This is a genomic window from Burkholderia sp. AU17457, assembly GCF_002223255.1.
GTDB lineage: Bacteria > Pseudomonadota > Gammaproteobacteria > Burkholderiales > Burkholderiaceae > Burkholderia > Burkholderia sola.
On record NZ_NKFB01000003.1, the window covers coordinates 1,091,277 to 1,111,342 of the forward strand.

Genomic DNA, 20,066 nt, shown 5'->3' on the forward strand with positions numbered 1-20,066 from the left:
AATGGCAAAGAATTCCATCGACGCATACGGCGCGCGCGGCAAGAGCAACGTGCTGTATTTCGATCCCGAAGACCTGGTGTTGATCCTCGACCCGGCCCATCCGCTGTACGACCGCCGCGTTCACCTCCCGCCCGACGAGCCGACCGTGCGCAACATCATGGCGCTCGGCGTGCTGGAAACGATCCTCATCCACAAGGATCCCGAGACGGGCGAAGTGATCGTCGTCGACGGTCGGCGGCGCGTGATCAACGCGCGCGAGGCGAACCGCCGTCTGCACGAGCTCGGGAAGGAGCCGATCCTCGTGCCGGCGCTCCCGAAGCGCGCGGACAAGAGCGGCCTCGCCGGGATGATGGCGTCCGCGAACGAGATCCGCCGGCAGGATTCGCCAATCAACCGCGCCGAGAAGATGCAGCGCATGCAGGACCTCGGCAGCGACGAGGAAACGATCGCGATTCACTTCGGCGTCGATCCGCAAACCGTGAAGCAGCAACTGCGGTTGCTCGAATGCTGCGCCGACGTGCGCAATGCGCTCGAGGCCGACCAGATCACCGTCACGGCCGCGATTCGCCTTTCGAAGATGAATCCAGACGAACAGCGCGCGAAGGTTCGCCAGTTGATCGCTGCAGCCGAGGGGAAGGCTGGCCACGCTCGCGCCCGCGCGCAGCGTGCAGTGCTGTCTGCCGGGCCGCGGATGAAGTCGAAGGCCGAGATCATCAGGGAACTAGAGCAGAGCCGTGGCGAGCGCGCCGAAGCGTTGCGCTGGGTGCTCGGCGGCGTCGCCGAGCCGGTCCAGACGGTCGATCACCGCCAGTTGACGATCGAGGAGGCCGCCTGATGTCGTTCCACCTTTCGAATCAAGCCTGGGACGTCGAGCTGCGCTCGAACCAGAAGATCGTATTGCTGGCGCTCGCGCACCTCGCGAAGCAATCGACCGGTGAATGTGCGCCGACCGTGCGCAAACTCGCGTTCATGTGTGGCTTGTCCGACAGCGGCGTGCGCGACCAGCTGAAGCTGCTCGAGGGGGCTGGCCGTGTCGAGTCGCTTACCGTCGACGGCGAACAGCGCTACCGCATCACCGTGGGGCCGCTCAAGTGATCCAGTCAGTCATCAAGCCGCGGCGCCCGAAGGCGGACGGGTGGAAGTTTATGGGGCCGGCAGCGCGCGAGGTCACGCTCGGCTACGAAGGCGAGTGCTGGTTCCATCGCGCGTCGCGCCTCTATGTGATCAGCGCGGTCGAGGTTGCGGCACCGGAAGGCGGTGTCAGCAAGGGCCCCGAGTATCACGTCAGCATTAGCCTGCAGACGATGGAAGGGCCAGCGCGCTGCACGAGCGCCGATGCGCTTTTCGTCCTGGCCGCGTTTGATCTGCTCGAAGCAGAAGAGGACAACCACGTTCCGAACGGCCGCGTGCGCAACTTCTGGCGTCCCATAGCCGACAACCTGGTCGGCCTCGAATGTGCGTGCAAGGCGGATGAGCCGGCCATCGTCGAGGACAAGGGCGATTTCGTGTGGCGAGGCGTCACCAGATGAGCGTGAAGGTCATGAACGCCGTATTCGAACGCTATCCGGTAGGTGCCGGCGAGATGCTGCTCGCGCTGGCGCTGGCCGATCACGCTGACGACGACGGCACGCACGTGTTCCCGAAGGTCGAGACTATGGCGGAGAAGACGCGCCAGTCCGTTCGCGCCGTCCAGTACCAGCTCGGGAAGATGCAGGAATGCGGCTGGCTGATCCTTGTTCGCGCGGCCCGTGGCGGCCGCAAGGGCGGCGCGCCGGCCGAGTATCGCATCAATGCCGAATGGATAAAGGGTGCAGAAATTGCACCCATTGAAGCGCGGCGCGTCGAAGGTAAAAAGGGTGAAAAATCTGCATCCAATAAGCCTGTGGATAACATTGAATTGGATGCAGATTCTGCACCCATTGGTGGCGGAAATGGGTGCAATCCAGAGCAGAAATGGGTGCAATCTGCGACGGAAATGGGTGCAAAACTCGACAAACCATATAAGGTTAACCATCAGTTAACCGTCATAGAACCATCAGCAGCAGCAACGCGCGCGACCGGCGTTGTGGATAACCCAGTTGCTGCTGCTGCCGATCAGCAAGATCCTCCCCCCGAACAACCGAATCGCGAGACCGAGCTCAGCGAATTGCTCGTCTCGCTCGAGCTCGCACGCGGCAAGCAGCTCACCATTGATCCGGCGAAGGATCGAGTCCACCTCCTCACGTGGATCGGCAAGAACCTCACCGACCTGCAGCTACGCGATGCGCATAAGGCGGCGGTGTCGGCGCGCAAGCGTGATGGCGATGACCGGCCGACGTACGTCGGTTTCGTCGCGACGTTCGTCGCATCTGCGCAGACTCCGCAGGCGGCGCCGACAGCATCGGACGGCGACTGGTACCTGACGCCCGAGGGCTGCGACGCGAAGGGCTCCGAGCTCAACGTGCCGAGCCGGAAACCCGACGAGGCGTGGCAGCGCCATCGCGTGATCGTCGCCGCGGCGGCGCGGGACCCGCGTGCAATCGAATTCGTACTCAAAGACGCGCAGCGGTTCAACGCTGTGTCCCTCTACCAGTTCGCGCGCGCGACGTTCGGCGACGCGCTCATGCCTGTGGACGACTACGCATCATGACCACGAATTCATTCCGAGCGCGGCTTGTTTCGATCATGGTTGGTGACATGGCGCTCCTCCCCGGCCAGTCGATGGTTCGTCTCGCGGCGTCCGCTTACCGGTCGGACCGAACGGCCATAACGCGCGATGAGATTGGTCGGCGCTGGGACTTGTATGGCGAAGTAACGGTGCAGCGTATCGGCCGTCAGTTCTTCTTGCTTGAACCGCCAGAGTTCGACTGTTTCCGCAGCAATGTAGCAAAGGAAAAGGCATGAACGTCAAACCGGGTGACCTGGCGATCATGGTGCGATCGGAAATTCCCGAGAACATCGGACGAATTTTCGAGGTTTTGTCATTCAACGATGCGGCATCGGACCTCTTTGGACCGACGTGGAACGTGCGCGCCGTTCGTCCGGCGAAATATGGCGACGGCCGGATGGGCACGGAAGGAGCGGCTCAGGATTGCTGCCTGCGGCCGATCAACGGCGTGCCGGTGACCGACGACATCAGCAATGAGGTGACCGCATGAAGGTCAGCGAACTTCGCGACGATCAGTTGGATTTCTGGGTCTGCCGTGCAGAGCTCGGCGAATTCGCGGGTCGTCGGCTCGACGCGATCGTTATCGCAGCCGTGAAAGCGAAGATCGGTGGCAGCTTGCCTTATCGGCCATCACGCAGCTGGTTGATCGGCGGCCCGATCATTCAGCGCCAGCGCATCAGCATAATCGAACGCGGCGATCACTGGTTCGCGGACATGCGCGGTGTGAGCGAGGTCGGAGATTCTCCTCTTGAGGCTGCGATGCGCGCCTACGTCGCGTCGAAATTTGGCGACGTCGTACCCAATGAGGAGATGCCTGCATGAAGTTCGAGCCGCCCATTTGCTGGGTCTGCCGGCGCATGGTTGACCACTTCGATGTGAACCATGAATTCATCGCCGGGCGACGGACATTCACGGCTCGATGCCACGGAGAAACGCAGGTTCAGTATCTCGACGATCGCGACCTCGAACGCCTCGGTCCGAATGGTATTTCGATCGGCTATGCGTTTGCACCGGACAGTTTGTCGGTCATCGTGCCGATCCTCGCTGACGGGGCGAAAGCATGAAGGCGACCATCCTCGCTGGCGGCGCGCTCCAGGTCACGCCGGAAACGGAACTCGAAGCGTATGCGCTTGGGCATTGGTCCCGCATGAATTTCGGCGATTGGTTCAACGCAGCCCGAGTCTCCGTGAACGTCATCGTTGATCTTTCCGGATATCCGGAAGCGAATCCGATGATTGTTGCCGTTCCTCACCTGCAGCCTGGCCACGGGCCGCAATCGTGAGCAAGGGAACCATCCGTCTTCCTCAGAGCGCGATCGCCGGCGGTCGTATTGGCACGGCTCGCGTTAGCGGGATCGCGAGTGGCCTTGGGTTGCCGGTGGCGGAAGTCGCAGCAGCGATTGCGGCCGCGCCTGCGCAACCGTCGCCAATCGAACGCATGCAGCAGCTCGGCCGGCTCCCGAAGGGCCGCATGAACAAAACCGAGGCCGCATACGCAGATGTGTTGGCAGCCCGCCTCCACGCCGGCGAGATCCTCTGGTTCCGCTTCGAAGCGCTGAAGCTGCGCCTCGCTGACAAGACCTTCATCACGATCGATTTTCCAGTCATCACCGCGGGCGGCGCGCTCGAATTCCACGAGGTGAAAGGCCGCTGGACTGACGATGCGCGCGCCAAAACGAAGATGGCCGCCGAGCAATTCCCGTTTCGATTTCTCGCGATTCAACGTGACGGCCGGCACGGCTGGCGCGTCGAAGATCTCACCGGCCGCAGCTGGTGACAACCTCAACCAGGAGCAGGAAATGACGAAGGTACGAGCGAAGTTCAAGGTAACGCAGCTGAGCCAGCGCGAGCATTGGGACAAGCAGAAAGGCCTGATCCATGACATCCAGCTGCAGCCGGTCGTGTCGGGCTCGGCCGAGAACGAGCGCTTCTATGCCGCAACGCCCGCCGGCCAGATCGCGCTGAGCACCGTGAACGACGATGCGGCACGGCTGTTCAAGCTCGGCGCCGAGGTCTACATCGATTTCTCGCTGGCCGTCGCGGATCAATGCGCTGACTGATCGCCGATTGACGCGCTGTCTCGGTGACGGCGCGTTCGTGACCTTCCGAATAGGAGCTGCTCTATATGGACCCCCTGAACAAGCCGACGCCGGAAGAGGCGCAGATGTTGATGCTCCGCGGCGTGATCGCACTGATGCCGCAGGAGGAGCAGGACGCCATCAGTGCACGCGCTGCCGAAATACGCGCCATGGTTGCCACCGATTCGAATGCGTTCCTTGCGCTCGGTCTTGTCGGTGCCGAGATCGCAGCCGGCGTCATCAAGGTGAAAGAATGAGGCTCTACCTCGCCGGCCCGATGACGGGCTATCCGGAACTGAACTTCCCGGTCTTCCGTGCCGAGGCGAAGCGCTTGCGCGCGCTCGGCTTCGAGGTCGTCAACCCGGCCGAGATCAACGCAGACATGGTATTGCCATGGCGCGAATGCATGAAGGCCGACATCCGCGAGCTGGTGACCTGCGACGGCATTGCGATGCTGGCTGGCTGGGAGCAATCGAAAGGCGCTCGCCTCGAGCACCACATCGCGCTCACGCTATCCCTGCCGATCTTCATGGCGGCAGAGCTCGTCGAGTTCATGGAGCGCCGGCAGCAATGCGCCTGACGTTCATCATCCCGCCCGAATTCACGGTCTATGGCATGCCGCAGCGCCGCCGTACGCCGTGCGTGGTCGAGCTGGACGTCACCGAGCTGATCCGCATGCGCTCGAGTGGGCCGTGGCGACGCCATCGTGCCCAGCGACGCGCACGCGCAACGGCCTTCATCGCATACGCCCGTCTCCCGGGTTGGATCGAAGCACCGGAGGGTTGGCCGCGCCGTGAGGGCGGGGCGGTTCAGCTCAGCGTGCCGTCGCACTTCAATCGGAAGGCGCCGTTCCCGGCATTCCCAGATGGCGTCGACCACATGCGGCTCACGAGCGAGGGCTGGGTATGTTGAAGCGCTCGAAGTCGCTCGAACGCAAGACGCCTATGGCGCGCTCTGGCTTCGCCAAGAAATCGAAATCACCATTCAGCTCGCTCGCGCCTGCGTCGACGCTGAAGCACCGCGCCGCGACCAAGCGCCGCATCCGCAAGCCGACCGTCGCGGAAGGCTCGAAATATCTCGCCGCATGCGCCGGTCAGCCCTGCTACCTCAACGTGATGTGCCCTTGGACGGACTGGGCCGACCCGACTGTCGTTCCGGCGCATTCGAATCAGAGCATGCATGGGAAGGGCATGGGGCTGAAGGCGAAAAACGAATTCACGCTTCCGGCATGCCTGGCATGCCACACATGGCTTGATCAGGGCGGCGCGCCGCTGGAGCGGAAGGTGGCCGCGTTCGACGCCGGCTATGCGCGATGGAAGCCTATTCGAGATCGTCGCATGGGCATTTCTGAAGGAGAGAACCACGATGCGTAAGCGGACGCCGCGACCGGGCGATTGGACGCCTGCCGACGATGCGTTGTTCGAACAGCTTTGGCGCGCCGGCGAGCCGCTGAAAAAAATGGCGGACCATTTCCCGGGACGATCTGCACACGCGTTGTCGATGCATCGTTGCCGTCTCGGATTGCCGTGTCGTGGCGGTCCAAAGGCTGTGGCCGCAGACCATCCGGTAATGCAAAAGATCTGGAAAGAGCTGAAGCGGCGGCGCGCTACCCGCATGCAGTTGGCTGAGCGGGCCGGCGTTGCGTTAAGCACCGTCGTGAAATTCGTGCAGTTGTATGAGGGAAGAATTCACGTCTGCGGATGGACTACCGGCGGGGCGCGGTCCGAGATCCTGAAAGCCGGCCCGGGAGAGAACGTGCCGAAGCCGGCGCCCAAAACCAGAAAAGAACGATGCGCTGACTGGTGGGAAAAAGCCAGGCGAGAGCGGCCGGATTATGCCGGGCACCGTGTCGCGCGCGACAGAGTACTTCGGCTCGAGAGGGAAGGAAAGCTGGTGCGCCGAGACGTTGCCGCGATCGCACTGTTCGGCGCGGCGAACGTGGGAGCACCGTCCGATGGCTGATCTCCGCCGATGGGAATACGGCGACCCGCTGAAGGTGCTTGAGCGACGCGAAGGTTCTCGATGCACCGGCTGCGCTCACGCAGTAGAACGGATAGACCCATTCGGCGGCGTGCGAATGGTGTGCAGGAAGGGCAGGAAATACGGACAACGCTGTTTGAAATATGAGGAAAACGCGAAATGACTGAAGTGATCGAGAAACTGTTCCGCACGCCCGAAGCCGCGCTGATCTTCGCGTTCAACTACAGCATGCAGCAGCAGGACCGCCCTGCGATGAACCGGATGGCGATGCCCGCCGGGCGGCGCGGTATCGGTTTGGCGGGCCTGGATGGCGCCGGCCAGGGCGGAATGATCCTGCGCGAGCTCGATCCGCTCAGCACGTCTGAAATGGCTGCGCTACTCGGCCGCTATGCGCCGCGGTCGCGTCCGTGCGCATGTGGCAGCCCGTGCTGCTCCAAATTCAAACCGAACCCGGAATGGGAAGCTGCAATCCGCCATCTCGAGCAGGAGGCCCTGTCCCTGTTCTCGGGTCACATTGTGCACTATCGACTGAGGCGCAAGCTGGTCGAGAAGTCATTGGGCATAAAGGTTGAACTGCATGGTCTAGCCCGTGAATGCGGCGTCAGCGAGAACACGGCATCCGCTCACTGGAAGATCGTCCGCGAATGGATGGAAGGCGTCTCGGGCCGGCGCAAAGGTAAGGCGAAGCGCGAGCGCAGCGAGCATGCTGATGTCGACGCGAGCGATCCGCACGTCGAGACGCGTGATGGTTTGCTTTCGCGTGCGCGCAAGCACTCCGACAGCATTCTTTCAGGCCTACCGTTCATCGGTGCTTGACACTTGCGGTTTTGGACCGCAGAATAGCCCCCAATCTGACACTGTGAATCAGTGCGCCCAAAGCCCCGCAGGCATGCCTCGCGGGGCTTTTTCTTTGCCTGTTGCCCGTGCGCTCCACTGGTAGACCGGCCGCTTCACAACCGGTATGTGCGAGAACAGATGCCGCGCGCACCGCCATGATCGAGCCCCGGTCGGAGAGATTCTGATGGCTAAACCTGCTTTGAAAGCTGAAGCGCTGAAGGTCGAGCGCGCGAAGCTCGGACAGGCCGTGATCGTCAGATCTCGTTTCGTGAAGCCCATGACTGTCGGCATCGTCATCGGATTGTACGAAGCCGATACCGACGACGTCATCGTGCAGGCATTTCCCGTTGAGCGGGAGATCATGCAGATCCCGGCGATCCCGTTCTACAGCGCTGAGCCGGACGACGATGTGCAGGCAGCGGTGTGGCCGGCGTAATCCCGTAAACGCTCACCCAGTCCGCCGATGCTCTCGATCTCTGTGCGCGCTGACTTTCAGGCGGCCGCGCGAGGGCTGAGCGCGCTGGAAAAAAAACAGGTCCCGTTTGCGACAGCGATGGCACTTACGTCGCTGGCTAAATTAGCCCAAGGCGCCGAGAAGAAGGCTCTACCGCAGGTATTCGATAGGCCAACGCCGTTCACCATCAATTCGATAGGCATAAAGGCAGCGCGTAAATCGTCGCTCGAAGCAATGGTCTTCGTGAAGGACATCGCAGCAGCCTATCTGGCTCCGTTTGAATTCGGCGGTCCCCATAAGCTGATCGGTTCTGGCCGCACGTGGCTGAACCCGAAGGACATGGCGCTGCTGAATCAATACGGCAACTTCTCGAAGGCTGCGCTCAATCGTCTGAAGTCGCGTCCAGATATCTTCATCGGCACCATTCATACCCGCAGCGGGGAGCAAATTGGCGGCGTCTGGCAACGTCCTGCGCCTACGAAGGTCGTGAGGACGACGGGCAAGAGCGCCGCCAAGGTCCGCGGGGCAAACAAGACGGGCCACCTCAAGCTGCTTGTCCGCTTCGGAGATGCACAGCCGGTCAAGCAACACCTGAACTTCGGATCGCGTGCGGAAGCTGTTGTAAAGGCTAACGCTGCAGCGGAGTTCGCCAAAGGGTTGGCGAAGGCGCTGGCAACTGCCAAGCGCAAGTGACGCTCCCGCCTTACGGAGCGCGCGGCACGTCGCACAGTTGCGGTCCGCGACGGATCTCCTCGACAGCATCCCGCAAAGCCTTGTCAGTCAAGGGTTTTCGGGGTGTTGCTCAAAAAATAGGCAAATGGGGCGGGATGCACCATGTAGGTGCGGGTCCTTCCGCCGCCCTACCGGAACGCGGGCACTGCGCGCGCCCGTTCTTCCCGTTCTTTCGAGTAAAAAAAACGCGTTACACGTTACACGGTGGTGACGCGGCGAGCGGCGCAAACCCTTATGGCAACTGGCGAAACCGGTGTAACGCGGAAAAATCGCGGCGTTACACCGAACGCGGGGAGCGTTACACCGGAGCCGATCGGCAAGGCAGCGCTTTGCGCGGCACTCGGTTGGACGCGGCCGCGTCTCGACCGCCGGCTCGACGGCGACGGCAACTTCCCGGTAGCGAAGCGAGGTACGCGCGCCGGCGGGTGGGAGTTCGATCTCGTCGCGGTGCGTGCATACCTGGCCGGCGAGCCGACGATCGAGGTTCCGATGGCGCCCACCGCGGCGCCGAAGCCGAAACAAAAGCCGAACTCTGAGGGCCGCGCCCCGATCGACTCGCGTGCCCAGATGGCCGCGCCAAAGTTCACCGTCGTGCCGCCGGCAGGAACGGAACCGGTCGTACATGCTGGCGAGCAGAGCGCGCGGCAACGACGCGACGCGGTACAGGCAGAGATTCTCGAAGACAAGCTGCGCCGCGATCGCGGCGAGCTTGTACAGGTCGAGGTAATGCGTCAGGTGCTGAACACGATGCTCGCGCACCTCGGCAAGGGGCTTGACCGTCTGTCCGACCAGGTTGTCGAGCGGTGCGGGCTGCCGGAGGAATACGCCGATCAGATCCGGGTGGTCACCGACGATCTGCGCCGCACGATGGCCGACGAGTTGCGCGTGCTTCTGGGGTAACGCGATGCTCGAGCACGAATACGCCGACCCATATCAGGTCGCGCGCGAGGCGCTCAGTTCGTTGGTGCCACCCGAGCGGCAGTCCGTAGCGGAATACGCCGTGCTGCACCGGCACCTGTCGAATCAGGGCGGCGGCTACGTCGGGCGTTGGCACCACGAGAAAGCGCCATATCTCGTCGCGCCGATGGAGACGCTCACGCGCCTCGACTACCTCACGACGGTGGTGGTCGGGCCCGGTCAGTCTGGCAAAACGGAGATCGCGCAGAACTGGTTGCTCAAGTCGGTCGCGAACGATCCGGCCGACATGCTGTGGTACATGCAGACTGATCCGGGTCTCGAGTCGTATGTGAAGAGCCGGATCAACCCGATGATCGACTCGCATCCCGAGATGGCGAGGCGTCTCGGGTCAAGGCCGATCGACGATTCGCTGCACTTCAAGCGGTTCGACGGAATGCGCGTCGAGTTCCTTTCGGCCGCACCGAACAACGTGATCAACAAGTCTGCGCCGCGGATCGTCGCTGATGAGGTGGACGCGTACGATCCGTCGCTCGGAGATATCAAGACGCTGCTCGACGTGCGGCGTCAGACGTTCCAGCGCCAGTCGATGTTGCTGGCAATGAGCCACCCGGACCGGGCGCGCGGCCTCGTTCCCGATCGGGACTGGTCGGCCGGGATCATGGCGATGTACGGCGACAGCGATCGCCGCATCTGGTATTGGCCCTGTCCGCATTGTGGTGCGTGGTCAAGCCCGGTGCCTATCGCTCCGCGGCACATGACGCTGCATTACGACGAGAACCAGTCGCTCGACGAGATCGAGAAAAACACACGTCTCCTGTGCCCCGTGAATGGCTGTCTGATCGAAGACCGGGAACGTCGTGGGATGAACGTGGCCGCGTTCCGGTCGCCATTCGGAGGCTGGATTGGCGACGGGCAGGAGATTTCGCAGGACGGTGTTGTGACGGGCGAGCTCGCTGCTCGTAAGAGTGCCGGATTCTGGATCGTTGGAACAATGTCGCCGTTCATCCTAGGGGGGATTGGTGGCCTCGCCCGCGCGAAGGTGAAGGCCGAACGCGAGCTTGAGATGAGCGGCGATGACATGGCGATTCGCCAGGTCATGGTCAAGCAGTTCGGCTTTCCATATGCGGCGGCGCGCGGTGTCGGGTCGATCGATGCAAACGTACTTGCCGAGCGAGCTGATTCGGAGCTCAAGCTCGGCACGGTGCCCGAGGGCGTGCGTTTCCTCGTGACTGCCGTTGATTGCCAGATTGCGCACTTTGAATGGCTTACGCGCGGATTCGGTGTCGATGGAGAAAGCTGGGTCATCGACAAGGGCCGCATTCCCGGCGATCCGGCGACGTCGGCTGAGGACTGGGACCAGATTATCAACCTCATCACCCGGACATATCCGCTCGCTGACGGCTCTGGTCGCGCGATGCCCGTGCGCGCGTTGGGTTTCGACAGCTACGGCCAGCCGGGCGTGACACAGCAGGCCTACGCAGCATGGCGCCGCTGGAAAAAGGCGGGACTCGCGCGCCTGATCGGAAAGATCTCCGGCCGCGATGCATGGACGGTCATACCGACGAAGGGCGCTGACAAACTCGCTGCGCCGCGATTGGCAGTCGTCTATCCCGACACGTCGCGCAAAGCGAATCGCGCAGCGTCGAGCGGCGATGTGCCGGTAGCACGTTTCAATCCGAATCTCTTTAAGGACGATCTCGCCGGGCAGTTGCAGCTTGCTGAGCCAGGCAAGCTCTATGTGCATTTCCCCCATGCGCTTCGATCGCCGGAGCAGCCGCATGTCTGGTTTGAACAGCTGACGGCTGAGACGCGGCTCAAGAACGGTGGATGGGAGAAGACTGCTGCCGGGCGCCGGAATGAGGCGCTCGACCTGATGGTGATGACCCACATGCTCGCGCAGCTGCATGGCCTTAACCGAATCTCCTGGGACAAACCACCGTCCTGGGCAAAGCCGTGGGACACGAACACCTTTCTCGTTAGCGCGGCCGGCACGGCAGTCAGCACGAGCACCGTCACTGCGCCAGCGCCATCGTCTGAACAAGGTGCACCAGTTCAAAAGAAGAAGTCTGCAGTTCACCGATATCGATAGCCATGGCCACAACCGATCTTTGCTCGCCGCTCTACGGCATGACCGACGCGCAGCTTCAGGATGCGCTCGCGGCCGCGCAAGAGGCATATCTTGACCTGCGGTCAGGGAATAAGACAGTGACGGTCTCCTATGCTCAAGGCGATGGCTCGCGCAGCGTGACTTTCCAGTCGACGAACGTCGCGGCGGTTCGCATGTTCATCGCCGAGCTGCAGGCAGCTCTCAATCCTGGCGTGCGCGTCTGCAGACGCCGTCGCATGGTGCCGCTGTTCTAATGAGCAACGCCATCACTCTCGTCGATTCGTGCGGACAGCCGCTGCGTGCTCGAGCCGATACCGGCGCGGGCCCGGGCAGTCTCGCGAATAACGTCGGCCGCGCCTTCTTCCCGTATCAGGCCGCCGACTGGCAGACGCAGGAGATGGGTGCGTGGCTGCCGTGGATTCGGTCGCCCGATGCGGAGATCAACCAGTTTCGCGACCGCATGGTCGCGCGCTCGCGCGATCAAGTTCGAAACGATGGTCGCTCGAGCGGCGGCATCACACGCATCCTCGACAACGCTGTTGGCGCGTCGCTGCGGCTGTCGGCTGCGCCAGACTATCGCGCCCTCGCAGCGATCAGCGGTGCTGCGTTCGACAACGAGTGGGCGAATGAATTTCGGCGGGCGGTGGAAGCGCGCTGGCGTCTGTTCGCAAATGACTTCGGGCGGTACAACGACGTCTCGCGGCAGCTGACTGTGTCACAGCAGTTGCGTCTTGCGTTGCGCCACAAGCTCATCGATGGCGAGGCGCTTGTCGTCAATTACTGGATGCCTGAGCGCGTCGGCCGCGGCGGCGCGCGGTATGCCACGTCATATCTGATCGTGGATCCTGATCGCCTGTCGAATCCGAACCAGATGGTCGACACGCGATACATGCGCAACGGCGTTGAGGTGGACGACGACGGTGTGCCGATTGCATATCACATCCGAAAAGCGCATCAGAACGACTGGTACAACTCGGTCGAAAGCATGATCTGGGAACGCGTCGTGCGCGAAGACGACGACGGATGGCTGCGTGTCATTCATGACTTCGAGCGCGATCGCGCCGGCCAGAATCGCGGCGTGGGCGTTTTCATCCCGGTTCTCGCACACGCGCGAATGCTGGCCCGCTATTACGGGATCGAACTTCAGGCTGCAGCTCTCGCTGCGTCGATTGGCACGTACGTGACGAGCCCGTACGACCCGTCAGAAGTGCAGGATGCTGTCGGCGGCGATCAGGAGCTCGGTTTCTATCAGGGCCTCCGGAAGGAGTGGAATGACGAGCGGCCGGCCATGTTCAACGGCGTCCGCGTGCCAGCTCTCGCACCGGGCGAAGACATCAAGGCGCTTACCTCGGATCATCCGCATAACGGCTTCACGGAGTTCGTTCATGAGATGCAGGGTTGCGTCGCTTCTGCTTTGGGAGTCTCGCTTGAGCAGGTGACGCAGGACTGGTCCAAGACAACCTATACGAGCGGTCGCTCGGCGCTGCTCGAAAGCTGGAAAACGCTCGTCCGGCGTCGGCAGGAGTTTTCCATTGGCACTGCCACGCCGATGTATGCAGTGTGGTTGCGCGAATCGATGGAGAACGGCGAGTTGCCATTGCCCGCCGGCGCGCCGGACTTCATCGAAGCGATTACGGCCTATGCGGGATGCAGTTGGCTCGGCCCCGCGCGCGGATGGGTTGATCCGGTTAAGGAACCGCAGGGCTCAATCCTGAAGATGGATGCGGCCCTCACCACCCTGAAACAGGAAGCGGCCGAACAGGGCCTCGACTGGGAAGAAGTGCTCGACCAGCGACAGATCGAAATCGCGGCGTTTCGCGAGCGCGAAATTCCGCTACCCGAATGGGGTGGTGCAGAGATCGCGACGCGCACTGACGAACCTCCACAGGAGCCGCAAGCAGCATGAGCAACTATCCGCATCTCGCCACGCGGCTATTCAACACGCCTATCGCGATCGCACCGCAGAAAGCCGAGATCGTAATGGCCGCGCTGGCGGACCGTTTCGGTATCTCGAAGCTATTCCGCGCGTCTGGCGACGTCGTCGTGCTCGCCGATGGCGGCGCGAAAGCATTCCTCGACAACGCGGGTTCAAACGGCCGAGCTGACTATCGCCCATACGAGGTGATCGCTGGCGTGGCGATCATCCCGATCGAGGGCACGCTCGTGCAGAAGCTCGGCGAAATGCGGCCGTATTCCGGTATGACCGGCTACGACGGCATCCGCGCGAACCTGAGCATGGCGATGAATGACGAAGAGGTGCGCGCTATCGTGCTCGATATCGACTCGCCAGGCGGCGAAGTCGCCGGGTGCTTCGACCTCGTCGACGCGATCTATGAGGCAAGCGGCACGAAGCCCATCTGGGCGATCCTGACCGAGCATGCATTCTCCGCGGCGTACGCGATCGCCAGCGCCGCTACGCGAATCATCGTGCCCCGCACGGGCGGCACTGGCAGCGTGGGCGTCATTTGCATGCATGTTGACTTCTCGCAAGCGTTGTCGAAAGCAGGCATCGAGGTGACGCTCATCCATTACGGCGCGAAGAAGGCCGACGGCAGCGACATGAAGCCTCTGTCGAAGGACGCCCTTGCGCGCTATCAGGCAGACGTCGACGCAATGGGCGAGCTCTTCGTCGAGACCGTCGCGCGCAATCGAAATCTTTCTCCTGCCAAGGTGCGTGCCACCGAGGCAGGAACCTTTCTGGGCGCCGCCGGCGTCGAGATCGGCTTCGCCGATGCCGTGATGGCGCCGGACGAAGCCTTTGCGTCCCTGCTCGACGAGCTGGGCTGATTCCCCCACCAACAGGGCCATCAAATGAGTAACTTGCTTCGCAATCTGACCTCGCGTGGGCTGAGTTTTGCCCACCTCGCCAAAGTTCCGGCACGCGCCGGAGACGATACGCCGCCCGCTGACGACAAGGGCGGAAAGAAGGGCAAAGCCGAAGGCGACGATCTGGACAACAACGATCAGGATCGCGAAAACGGCGATGCCAAGGGCGCAAGCGACGAAGACGATGATCCGCCTTCCAACGACGACAAGGGCGGAAAGAAGGGTAATCGAGCGGCAGACGAAAAGGATGACCCGGATGCCGACGACGATGACGACGAAGAAGAGATGCGCGGCAACAGCGCGTCGGCCAAGGCGCGTCGTCGCGAGCGCATGCGCTGCGCCACGATCATGGGCTCCGCAGCGGCTGGCAAAAACCCGGTGCTGGCTGCAAACCTCGCGTTCAACACTTCGATGACACGCAAGGAAGCGCTCGCGGTTCTCCAAGGAACGCCGGCGCCGGCGGCTGCAGCGCCCACTGCACGCCGCAATCCGCAGCTCGGCGCCGGCGGCGAGCGCGGCGTCAGTTCCCATCAGGCAATCGAGGCCAGCTGGGAAGTCGCGATGGAAAAAGCCCGGCCCAGCCGCCAGCGCTAAACGGCGGTCCTTCGTCAATCCAAATCAGAGGTAGCACATCATGAGTCAAACCCCTCTCGTCGAAGGCCGCCACGATGGTGGCTTTCTGGTCAGTGAAGCACGCGGACACCGTTCGCGCGACCGCGGCACGCTCAGCGGCGCGGTAAAGCACCAGGCCGGCACTGTGCTCGGCAAGAAGACCGGCGGTACGGCAACGGCCGCCGCCAAGGCCGGTAACACCGGCAACGGCACCTTCACGCTCGATGCGACCACGCCGGTGGTTGGAAACGCTCAAGCCGGCGTGTACGTCGTGCGCTGTACGGCTGCCGCGGCGAACGGTGGCACTTTCCGGGTCTTCGATCCGACGGGTGACGTCATCGGCGACGTCGCCGTTGGCGCGACGTTCAATGACCAGATCAAGTTCGTGATCGCCGACGGCGCCACCGATTTCGTGGTCGGCGACGAGTTCGACGTCACCGTGTCGGCGCTTTCGAAGATCTACGTGCCGCTGAGTCTGACGGCGACGGACGGTTCGCAGATTGCGGCCGGTATCTCGTTCGCGAACGTGGACGCTACGCTCGCGGACCAACCGGGCACCGTCGTGACGCGCGATTGCGAGGTCAACGGCTTCGAACTGTTCTGGCCGACCGGCGCATCCAATGCGCAGATCGCCACGGCCACCGCGCAGCTCGCGACCCTGGGAATCATCGTCCGCTGATCTCCAGAAGTACTTCTCTTCAAAGGTAAATCTCGGCCGCGCAAGCGGCCATTATTATTTCTGGGAGCCAATAATGGCCAGTTTGGACGTGTTTCATCAGGATGCGTTTTCGACCATCCAACTGACGACCGCGATCGAGAAAAAGCCGTTTCAACCGACCGGTCTCGGTGACCTCAACATCTTCGAGCCGGATCCGATCCGAACGACGGCTCTCGCGGTCGAGCAGCGTCAGGGCAAGCTCGTCGTCGTTCCGTTCAGCGAGCGTGGCCAGGAAGGCACGCAGCGCACGACCGAACAGCGTGAAGCGCGGTATTTCAAGGTGCCGCGGATCATGCATAGCGACACGCTGTATGCGAACGAGATCCAGGACATTCGCGCGTTCGGCACCGAATCGGAACTGATGCAAGTCCAGGCTGAAGTCGCGCGTCGTCTGAACGGGCCGACGGGTCTCACGAGCAACATCGAATACACGTGGGAATACCACCGGCTCGCTGCCGTGCAAGGCATGCTGCTCGACGCTGACGGTTCGGTGAAGTACAACTGGTTCGACGAGTTCGGCATCACGGCGCCGACGGAAGTGGCGTTCAACCTCGCTGCCGGTACCGCCAATAGCCTGCGGCCGATCGTCAACAACATCGTGCGGGCGATGGCGCGCAAGTCGCAAGGCGCATTTCTGCCTACGACGAAGGTCTATGCGCTGTGCGGCGACCTGTTCTACGACGAACTGACGAACCATCCGGACGTGATCCGCACGTACCTGAACTGGAGTGCCGCGCAGGAACTGCGCGACAACAGCCAGGGCGCCGCATTCGAGGCCTTCCCGTTCGCCGGCGTCATCTGGTCGAACTATCGCGGTTCGGACGACAACACGACGCTCAAGATCCCCGACGACAAGGTCAAGTTCTTCCCGGTCGGCGCCCCGGGCGTTTTCCGCGTTGCATACGCGCCGGGCGAATCGTTCGAATGGGTGAACACGCCGGGCAAGCCGATGTACGTCATTCCGATCTTCGATCGCGACCGCAATTCGTTCTGGAAGATGGAGGTGTACAGCTACCCGCTGCACATCTGCACGCGTCCCGAAGTGCTGCAGACCGGCCGCGCCGGCGCCTGATCGTGCCATTCGACTGGCGCGCCGTCACAGACAGGATGAACGGCGTGGTGATGAAGACGTTCGGCGAGGTAGAGCGGGTGCTGTTCATGCCAGCGAACGGCGATACGCCGTACGAGATCGACGGCATATTCGACGAGGCCTTCCTGGATCTGAGCATCGTTGACGGGGCTCAGGTAGCGACTGTTCAGCCGCGTCTCGGCATTCAGCTTTCCCAATTCACCATCCCCCCCGCGCAGGATGATCAGCTTCAGATCATCAGGACGGGGCTCGTGTACGTCGTGCGCGAGCCCCGGCTCGACGGGTGGGGCGGTGGTGGCCTGATGCTCAACCTCGTGAGTGGTGGCAATGGCTGAGCCAACTGGCCGGTCGGCGATGCGCAAACTGGTTGTCGCGGCGCTGCAGGCAGCAGCTGCGGCGCCGACGATCCAGTCACCGGGAGACTGGACTGTGCCGCCGGTGAAGCTGCCGGCGGTTCTTGTTCGCTGCGGCGACGAGCAGAAGACGTCGACGGGTACGAACGGCGAGACGCAGTTCAACACGGACTTTGCCATCGAAATCCGCGGCATCGTGTCCGGCACGACGGCGGAAGCCGCGCAGGATGCCCTCGAGGAGCTTGGCGCGACGATCGAAGATGTGCTTCTCCGCGATGTCGGCATTCGCGCGGTGACGCAGGACTTCCCGGTGATCGCCAGCGCCACCGAAATAAAGGCCGATGGGCGGGTGCATTTCGGGGCGATAAGCATCGCGATGCACTTCCAGATCTACGAAGCGTTCGACCCGGTTGTGACGACAGATTTGCAAGAGTTGTCGCTCACGGCCGATCTCAGAAACGTCTACGACCCGAACGGCACTTACCCCAATCCGCCATTCCCGGACGCAGTCCAGCCAGCGCCGCGAACGTCGGGGCCAGACGGCCGCGCAGAAGGCGGCTTCGATATCGAATTCCCCCAATAGGAGTGACGCATGTTCGTCAAACCCGCGCCGGGTCTGAAGATCCGCGACCCTGAACTGAAGGACCTCATTCCGGACGAAGGACGGAACGTGTCGGACGACGATCTGTATTGGCACCGCCGTTTGCGCGATGGTGACGTCGTCCTCGTCGAAAAAACCAATACGCGGGCGGCTGCATCGCCGGCGCGTGACCTTGGGAGCGAATAATCGTGACCGTTCCGTTCAAGAATATTCCTGCTGGCGACCAGATCCGCGTCCCGCTGTTCTATGCGGAGGTCGACAATAGCCAGGCGAACTCCGCGACGCAGTCGCAGCGTGCGCTTATCATTGGCCAGATCACTGCCAGCGGTACCGGCGTTGCAAATATGCCGACCATCTGCCAAGGCAAGTCCGACGCGAAGACGGTGGGCGGCCCCGGTTCAATGCTTGCACTCATGACGGCGGCGTATCGCGACAGCGATGACTTCGGCGAGGTCTGGTACCTGCCGCTCGCCGACGATGGAAGCTCAGTTGCTGCGACCGGGTCCATCAACTTCCTGACCGCTGCCACGGCGACTGGCGTCCTCTTCCTGTATCTGGGGGGGCAGCTCGTCACACAGACGGTCACGTCGTCGCTCACGCCCGCGCAGCTCGCCACGGCTCTTGCCGCAACCGTCAACGCCGCGACGGATCTGCCGGTAACGGCAGCCGTTGACGGCACGACCTCAAGCAAGGTCAACTTCACGGCGAAGAACAAGGGGCTCGCTGGCAACGACATTGACGTCAGCGTGAACTTCCGCGGCACGGCCAACGGCGAGGTGACGCCGGCCGGCCTGACCTTCACGATCGTCGCAATGAGCGGCGGCCTGGTCAATCCGTCCCTGACGACCGCTCTGGCGAATCTCGCGGACATGCCGTTCGACTTCATTGCCATGCCGTACACGGACTCGACGTCGCTCGATGCTCTCAAGTCGTTCCTGAACGACCAGAACGGACGTTGGGCATGGTCGAAGGGAATCTACGGGCACTTCTTCGCTTTTTACCGCGGGACGGTCGGCGCGCTCACGACGTTCGGTGTGACGCGTAACGATCAGCACGGCTCGGTCATGGGCTTCAACGGCTCTCCGACACCTGCATGGGTCGCAGCCGCGGACCTTTGCGGAGCTGCTGCTGTTGCATTGCGTGCGGATCCTGGCCTCCCTCTTCAGACCGTCGCGCTGTCCACGTTCCTCGCACCGCCGGTTGCATCGCGGTTCGACCTGACCGATCGCAATATGCTGCTCTTCGACGGCATTTCTACCTTCACGGTCGCCGATGATGGCACGGTCTCGATCGAAAACCTGATCACGACCTACCAGAAGAACAGCTTCGGGCAGCCTGACAACAGCTACCTGCAGGTCGAGACGTTGTTTCTGCTGATGTACGTGATCCGGCGCCTCAAGGGTGTCGTCACGAGCAAATACGCCCGCAAGAAGCTGGCAGCAAATGGCACTCGATTCGCGCCCGGTGCCAACATCGTTACGCCGAACATGATCCGCGCGGACCAGATCGCCGAGTACCAGGCGATGGAGTACGATGGGTATGTGCAGAACAGCGCCGCTTTCGCGGAAGGCCTCATCGTCGAGCAGGATTCGCAGAACCCGAACCGCGTGAACGAGCTCTGGGACGGCACGCTCATCGACGGTCTGCGAATCTTCGCGTTGCTCGCACAGTTCCGCCTGCAATAACCAGTTCCTCCACCAGCATGAGCCGCCTTCGGGCGGTATTTTTTTGTGAGCTCATAAATGTCGAATACCACGAACCGCATTGCCGGTACGGCGTATCTGACGGTGGACGGCACGACCTACACCGTCGCCGGAGACTTCGAATACGACCCGAGTTCGGTCACGCGTGAGACGCTCGCGGGTCAGTCCGGCGTCGACGGCTTCAGCGAGAAACCGAAGGCCGGCCAGATCAAGGCAACGCTGCGCGATATGGGCGGTCTTTCCCTCGCGGCGATCAACGCCATGGACGACGTCACGGTCGTCGCTGAGTTGGCCAACGGAAAGACTGTGATTGGCCGGAACATGTGGACGGTCGATCCGCAGGGTGCAAAGGCCGAAGACGCGACCGTGCCGGTCACGTGGGAAGGCCCGAGCGTCACGGAGCACTGATCG

Annotated in this window: 32 protein-coding genes; all 32 read left to right on the forward strand. The window is 62.5% G+C overall.

Annotated elements, in window-relative coordinates:
* Position 1: 1 nt before the first annotated feature.
* The 32 genes from CFB49_RS07590 to CFB49_RS07740 all read left to right on the forward strand — a co-directional run bounded on the left by CFB49_RS07590 (position 2) and on the right by CFB49_RS07740 (position 20,063).
* Positions 2 to 835, forward strand: coding sequence for a ParB/RepB/Spo0J family partition protein (locus tag CFB49_RS07590; RefSeq protein ID WP_089491032.1), 834 nt, complete (start codon positions 2 to 4; stop codon positions 833 to 835).
* Entirely contained in the window at positions 835 to 1,095 is a 261-nt protein-coding gene (locus tag CFB49_RS07595) for a helix-turn-helix domain-containing protein (RefSeq protein WP_089491033.1), read from the forward strand. Before CFB49_RS07590 ends, CFB49_RS07595 begins: the two co-directional genes overlap by 1 nt.
* Positions 1,092 to 1,529, forward strand: coding sequence for a hypothetical protein (locus CFB49_RS07600; protein ID WP_089491034.1), 438 nt, complete (start codon positions 1,092 to 1,094; stop codon positions 1,527 to 1,529). Before CFB49_RS07595 ends, CFB49_RS07600 begins: the two co-directional genes overlap by 4 nt.
* A complete protein-coding gene (locus CFB49_RS35535) occupies positions 1,526 to 2,629 on the forward strand; it encodes a helix-turn-helix domain-containing protein (protein ID WP_143329249.1) in 1,104 nt (367 codons plus the stop codon). The genes CFB49_RS07600 and CFB49_RS35535 overlap by 4 nt, the downstream gene beginning before the upstream one ends.
* The gene (locus tag CFB49_RS07610) at positions 2,626 to 2,883 is read left to right on the forward strand and encodes a hypothetical protein (protein ID WP_143329250.1); all 258 of its coding nucleotides are present in this window, start codon (positions 2,626 to 2,628) and stop codon (positions 2,881 to 2,883) included. The genes CFB49_RS35535 and CFB49_RS07610 overlap by 4 nt, the downstream gene beginning before the upstream one ends.
* The gene (locus CFB49_RS07615; protein ID WP_089491037.1) at positions 2,880 to 3,137 is read left to right on the forward strand and encodes a hypothetical protein; all 258 of its coding nucleotides are present in this window, start codon (positions 2,880 to 2,882) and stop codon (positions 3,135 to 3,137) included. The genes CFB49_RS07610 and CFB49_RS07615 overlap by 4 nt, the downstream gene beginning before the upstream one ends.
* The gene (locus CFB49_RS07620) at positions 3,134 to 3,469 is read left to right on the forward strand and encodes a phage protein NinX family protein (protein WP_089491038.1); all 336 of its coding nucleotides are present in this window, start codon (positions 3,134 to 3,136) and stop codon (positions 3,467 to 3,469) included. Before CFB49_RS07615 ends, CFB49_RS07620 begins: the two co-directional genes overlap by 4 nt.
* Positions 3,466 to 3,711, forward strand: coding sequence for a hypothetical protein (locus CFB49_RS07625; RefSeq protein WP_143329251.1), 246 nt, complete (start codon positions 3,466 to 3,468; stop codon positions 3,709 to 3,711). The genes CFB49_RS07620 and CFB49_RS07625 overlap by 4 nt, the downstream gene beginning before the upstream one ends.
* A complete protein-coding gene (locus CFB49_RS07630) occupies positions 3,708 to 3,929 on the forward strand; it encodes a hypothetical protein (protein WP_089491040.1) in 222 nt (73 codons plus the stop codon). The genes CFB49_RS07625 and CFB49_RS07630 overlap by 4 nt, the downstream gene beginning before the upstream one ends.
* The gene (locus CFB49_RS07635; protein ID WP_249190325.1) at positions 3,926 to 4,423 is read left to right on the forward strand and encodes a hypothetical protein; all 498 of its coding nucleotides are present in this window, start codon (positions 3,926 to 3,928) and stop codon (positions 4,421 to 4,423) included. The genes CFB49_RS07630 and CFB49_RS07635 overlap by 4 nt, the downstream gene beginning before the upstream one ends.
* Positions 4,424 to 4,445: 22 nt before the next feature.
* Entirely contained in the window at positions 4,446 to 4,706 is a 261-nt protein-coding gene (locus tag CFB49_RS07640) for a hypothetical protein (RefSeq protein WP_089491041.1), read from the forward strand.
* Positions 4,707 to 4,771: 65 nt separating this feature from the next.
* The gene (locus CFB49_RS07645; RefSeq protein ID WP_089491042.1) at positions 4,772 to 4,981 is read left to right on the forward strand and encodes a hypothetical protein; all 210 of its coding nucleotides are present in this window, start codon (positions 4,772 to 4,774) and stop codon (positions 4,979 to 4,981) included.
* Complete coding sequence (locus tag CFB49_RS07650) at positions 4,978 to 5,304, forward strand: DUF4406 domain-containing protein (RefSeq protein ID WP_089491043.1); 327 nt, start codon at positions 4,978 to 4,980, stop codon at positions 5,302 to 5,304. Before CFB49_RS07645 ends, CFB49_RS07650 begins: the two co-directional genes overlap by 4 nt.
* Positions 5,295 to 5,636 (forward strand): hypothetical protein, encoded by a 342-nt coding sequence (locus CFB49_RS07655; protein ID WP_089491044.1) that lies wholly within the window; start codon positions 5,295 to 5,297, stop codon positions 5,634 to 5,636. The genes CFB49_RS07650 and CFB49_RS07655 overlap by 10 nt, the downstream gene beginning before the upstream one ends.
* On the forward strand, positions 5,633 to 6,097 hold the full coding sequence (locus CFB49_RS07660) for a hypothetical protein (RefSeq protein ID WP_089491436.1): 465 nt from the start codon (positions 5,633 to 5,635) through the stop codon (positions 6,095 to 6,097). The genes CFB49_RS07655 and CFB49_RS07660 overlap by 4 nt, the downstream gene beginning before the upstream one ends.
* Entirely contained in the window at positions 6,090 to 6,686 is a 597-nt protein-coding gene (locus CFB49_RS35540; RefSeq protein WP_143329252.1) for a hypothetical protein, read from the forward strand. Before CFB49_RS07660 ends, CFB49_RS35540 begins: the two co-directional genes overlap by 8 nt.
* A 177-nt stretch (positions 6,687 to 6,863) precedes the next feature.
* Positions 6,864 to 7,520 carry a hypothetical protein gene (locus tag CFB49_RS07665; protein WP_089491045.1) on the forward strand — a complete coding sequence of 219 codons (657 nt, stop codon included), beginning with the start codon at positions 6,864 to 6,866 and terminating at the stop codon, positions 7,518 to 7,520.
* A gap of 205 nt (positions 7,521 to 7,725) precedes the next feature.
* A complete protein-coding gene (locus CFB49_RS07670) occupies positions 7,726 to 7,977 on the forward strand; it encodes a hypothetical protein (protein ID WP_143329253.1) in 252 nt (83 codons plus the stop codon).
* 27 nt (positions 7,978 to 8,004) lie between these two features.
* Positions 8,005 to 8,688 (forward strand): hypothetical protein, encoded by a 684-nt coding sequence (locus tag CFB49_RS07675; protein WP_089491047.1) that lies wholly within the window; start codon positions 8,005 to 8,007, stop codon positions 8,686 to 8,688.
* A 273-nt stretch (positions 8,689 to 8,961) separates the two neighbouring features.
* On the forward strand, positions 8,962 to 9,627 hold the full coding sequence (locus CFB49_RS07680) for a hypothetical protein (protein ID WP_143329254.1): 666 nt from the start codon (positions 8,962 to 8,964) through the stop codon (positions 9,625 to 9,627).
* 4 nt (positions 9,628 to 9,631) lie between these two features.
* A complete protein-coding gene (locus tag CFB49_RS07685) occupies positions 9,632 to 11,734 on the forward strand; it encodes a phage terminase large subunit family protein (protein ID WP_089491049.1) in 2,103 nt (700 codons plus the stop codon).
* 2 nt (positions 11,735 to 11,736) lie between these two features.
* Positions 11,737 to 12,006, forward strand: coding sequence for a gpW family head-tail joining protein (gpW, locus tag CFB49_RS07690; RefSeq protein ID WP_089491050.1), 270 nt, complete (start codon positions 11,737 to 11,739; stop codon positions 12,004 to 12,006).
* Entirely contained in the window at positions 12,006 to 13,658 is a 1,653-nt protein-coding gene (locus CFB49_RS07695; RefSeq protein ID WP_089491051.1) for a phage portal protein, read from the forward strand. Before gpW ends, CFB49_RS07695 begins: the two co-directional genes overlap by 1 nt.
* The gene (locus CFB49_RS07700) at positions 13,655 to 14,539 is read left to right on the forward strand and encodes a S49 family peptidase (RefSeq protein WP_089491052.1); all 885 of its coding nucleotides are present in this window, start codon (positions 13,655 to 13,657) and stop codon (positions 14,537 to 14,539) included. The genes CFB49_RS07695 and CFB49_RS07700 overlap by 4 nt, the downstream gene beginning before the upstream one ends.
* Positions 14,540 to 14,563: 24 nt before the next feature.
* A complete protein-coding gene (locus CFB49_RS07705; RefSeq protein ID WP_143329255.1) occupies positions 14,564 to 15,172 on the forward strand; it encodes a hypothetical protein in 609 nt (202 codons plus the stop codon).
* 40 nt (positions 15,173 to 15,212) lie between these two features.
* Positions 15,213 to 15,869, forward strand: coding sequence for a head decoration protein (locus tag CFB49_RS07710; protein WP_089491054.1), 657 nt, complete (start codon positions 15,213 to 15,215; stop codon positions 15,867 to 15,869).
* A gap of 73 nt (positions 15,870 to 15,942) precedes the next feature.
* Positions 15,943 to 16,980, forward strand: a complete 1,038-nt coding sequence (locus CFB49_RS07715) for a major capsid protein (protein ID WP_089491055.1) — start codon at positions 15,943 to 15,945, stop codon at positions 16,978 to 16,980.
* A gap of 2 nt (positions 16,981 to 16,982) precedes the next feature.
* Entirely contained in the window at positions 16,983 to 17,333 is a 351-nt protein-coding gene (locus CFB49_RS07720; protein WP_143329256.1) for a head-tail joining protein, read from the forward strand.
* Between the two features lie 19 nt (positions 17,334 to 17,352).
* Complete coding sequence (locus CFB49_RS07725) at positions 17,353 to 17,934, forward strand: hypothetical protein (protein ID WP_143329257.1); 582 nt, start codon at positions 17,353 to 17,355, stop codon at positions 17,932 to 17,934.
* A gap of 9 nt (positions 17,935 to 17,943) precedes the next feature.
* Complete coding sequence (locus CFB49_RS07730; RefSeq protein WP_089491058.1) at positions 17,944 to 18,138, forward strand: DUF2635 domain-containing protein; 195 nt, start codon at positions 17,944 to 17,946, stop codon at positions 18,136 to 18,138.
* A gap of 2 nt (positions 18,139 to 18,140) precedes the next feature.
* Complete coding sequence (locus CFB49_RS07735) at positions 18,141 to 19,637, forward strand: phage tail sheath subtilisin-like domain-containing protein (protein ID WP_089491059.1); 1,497 nt, start codon at positions 18,141 to 18,143, stop codon at positions 19,635 to 19,637.
* Positions 19,638 to 19,694: 57 nt separating this feature from the next.
* A complete protein-coding gene (locus tag CFB49_RS07740; protein ID WP_089491060.1) occupies positions 19,695 to 20,063 on the forward strand; it encodes a phage tail tube protein in 369 nt (122 codons plus the stop codon).
* Positions 20,064 to 20,066 lie beyond the last annotated feature (3 nt).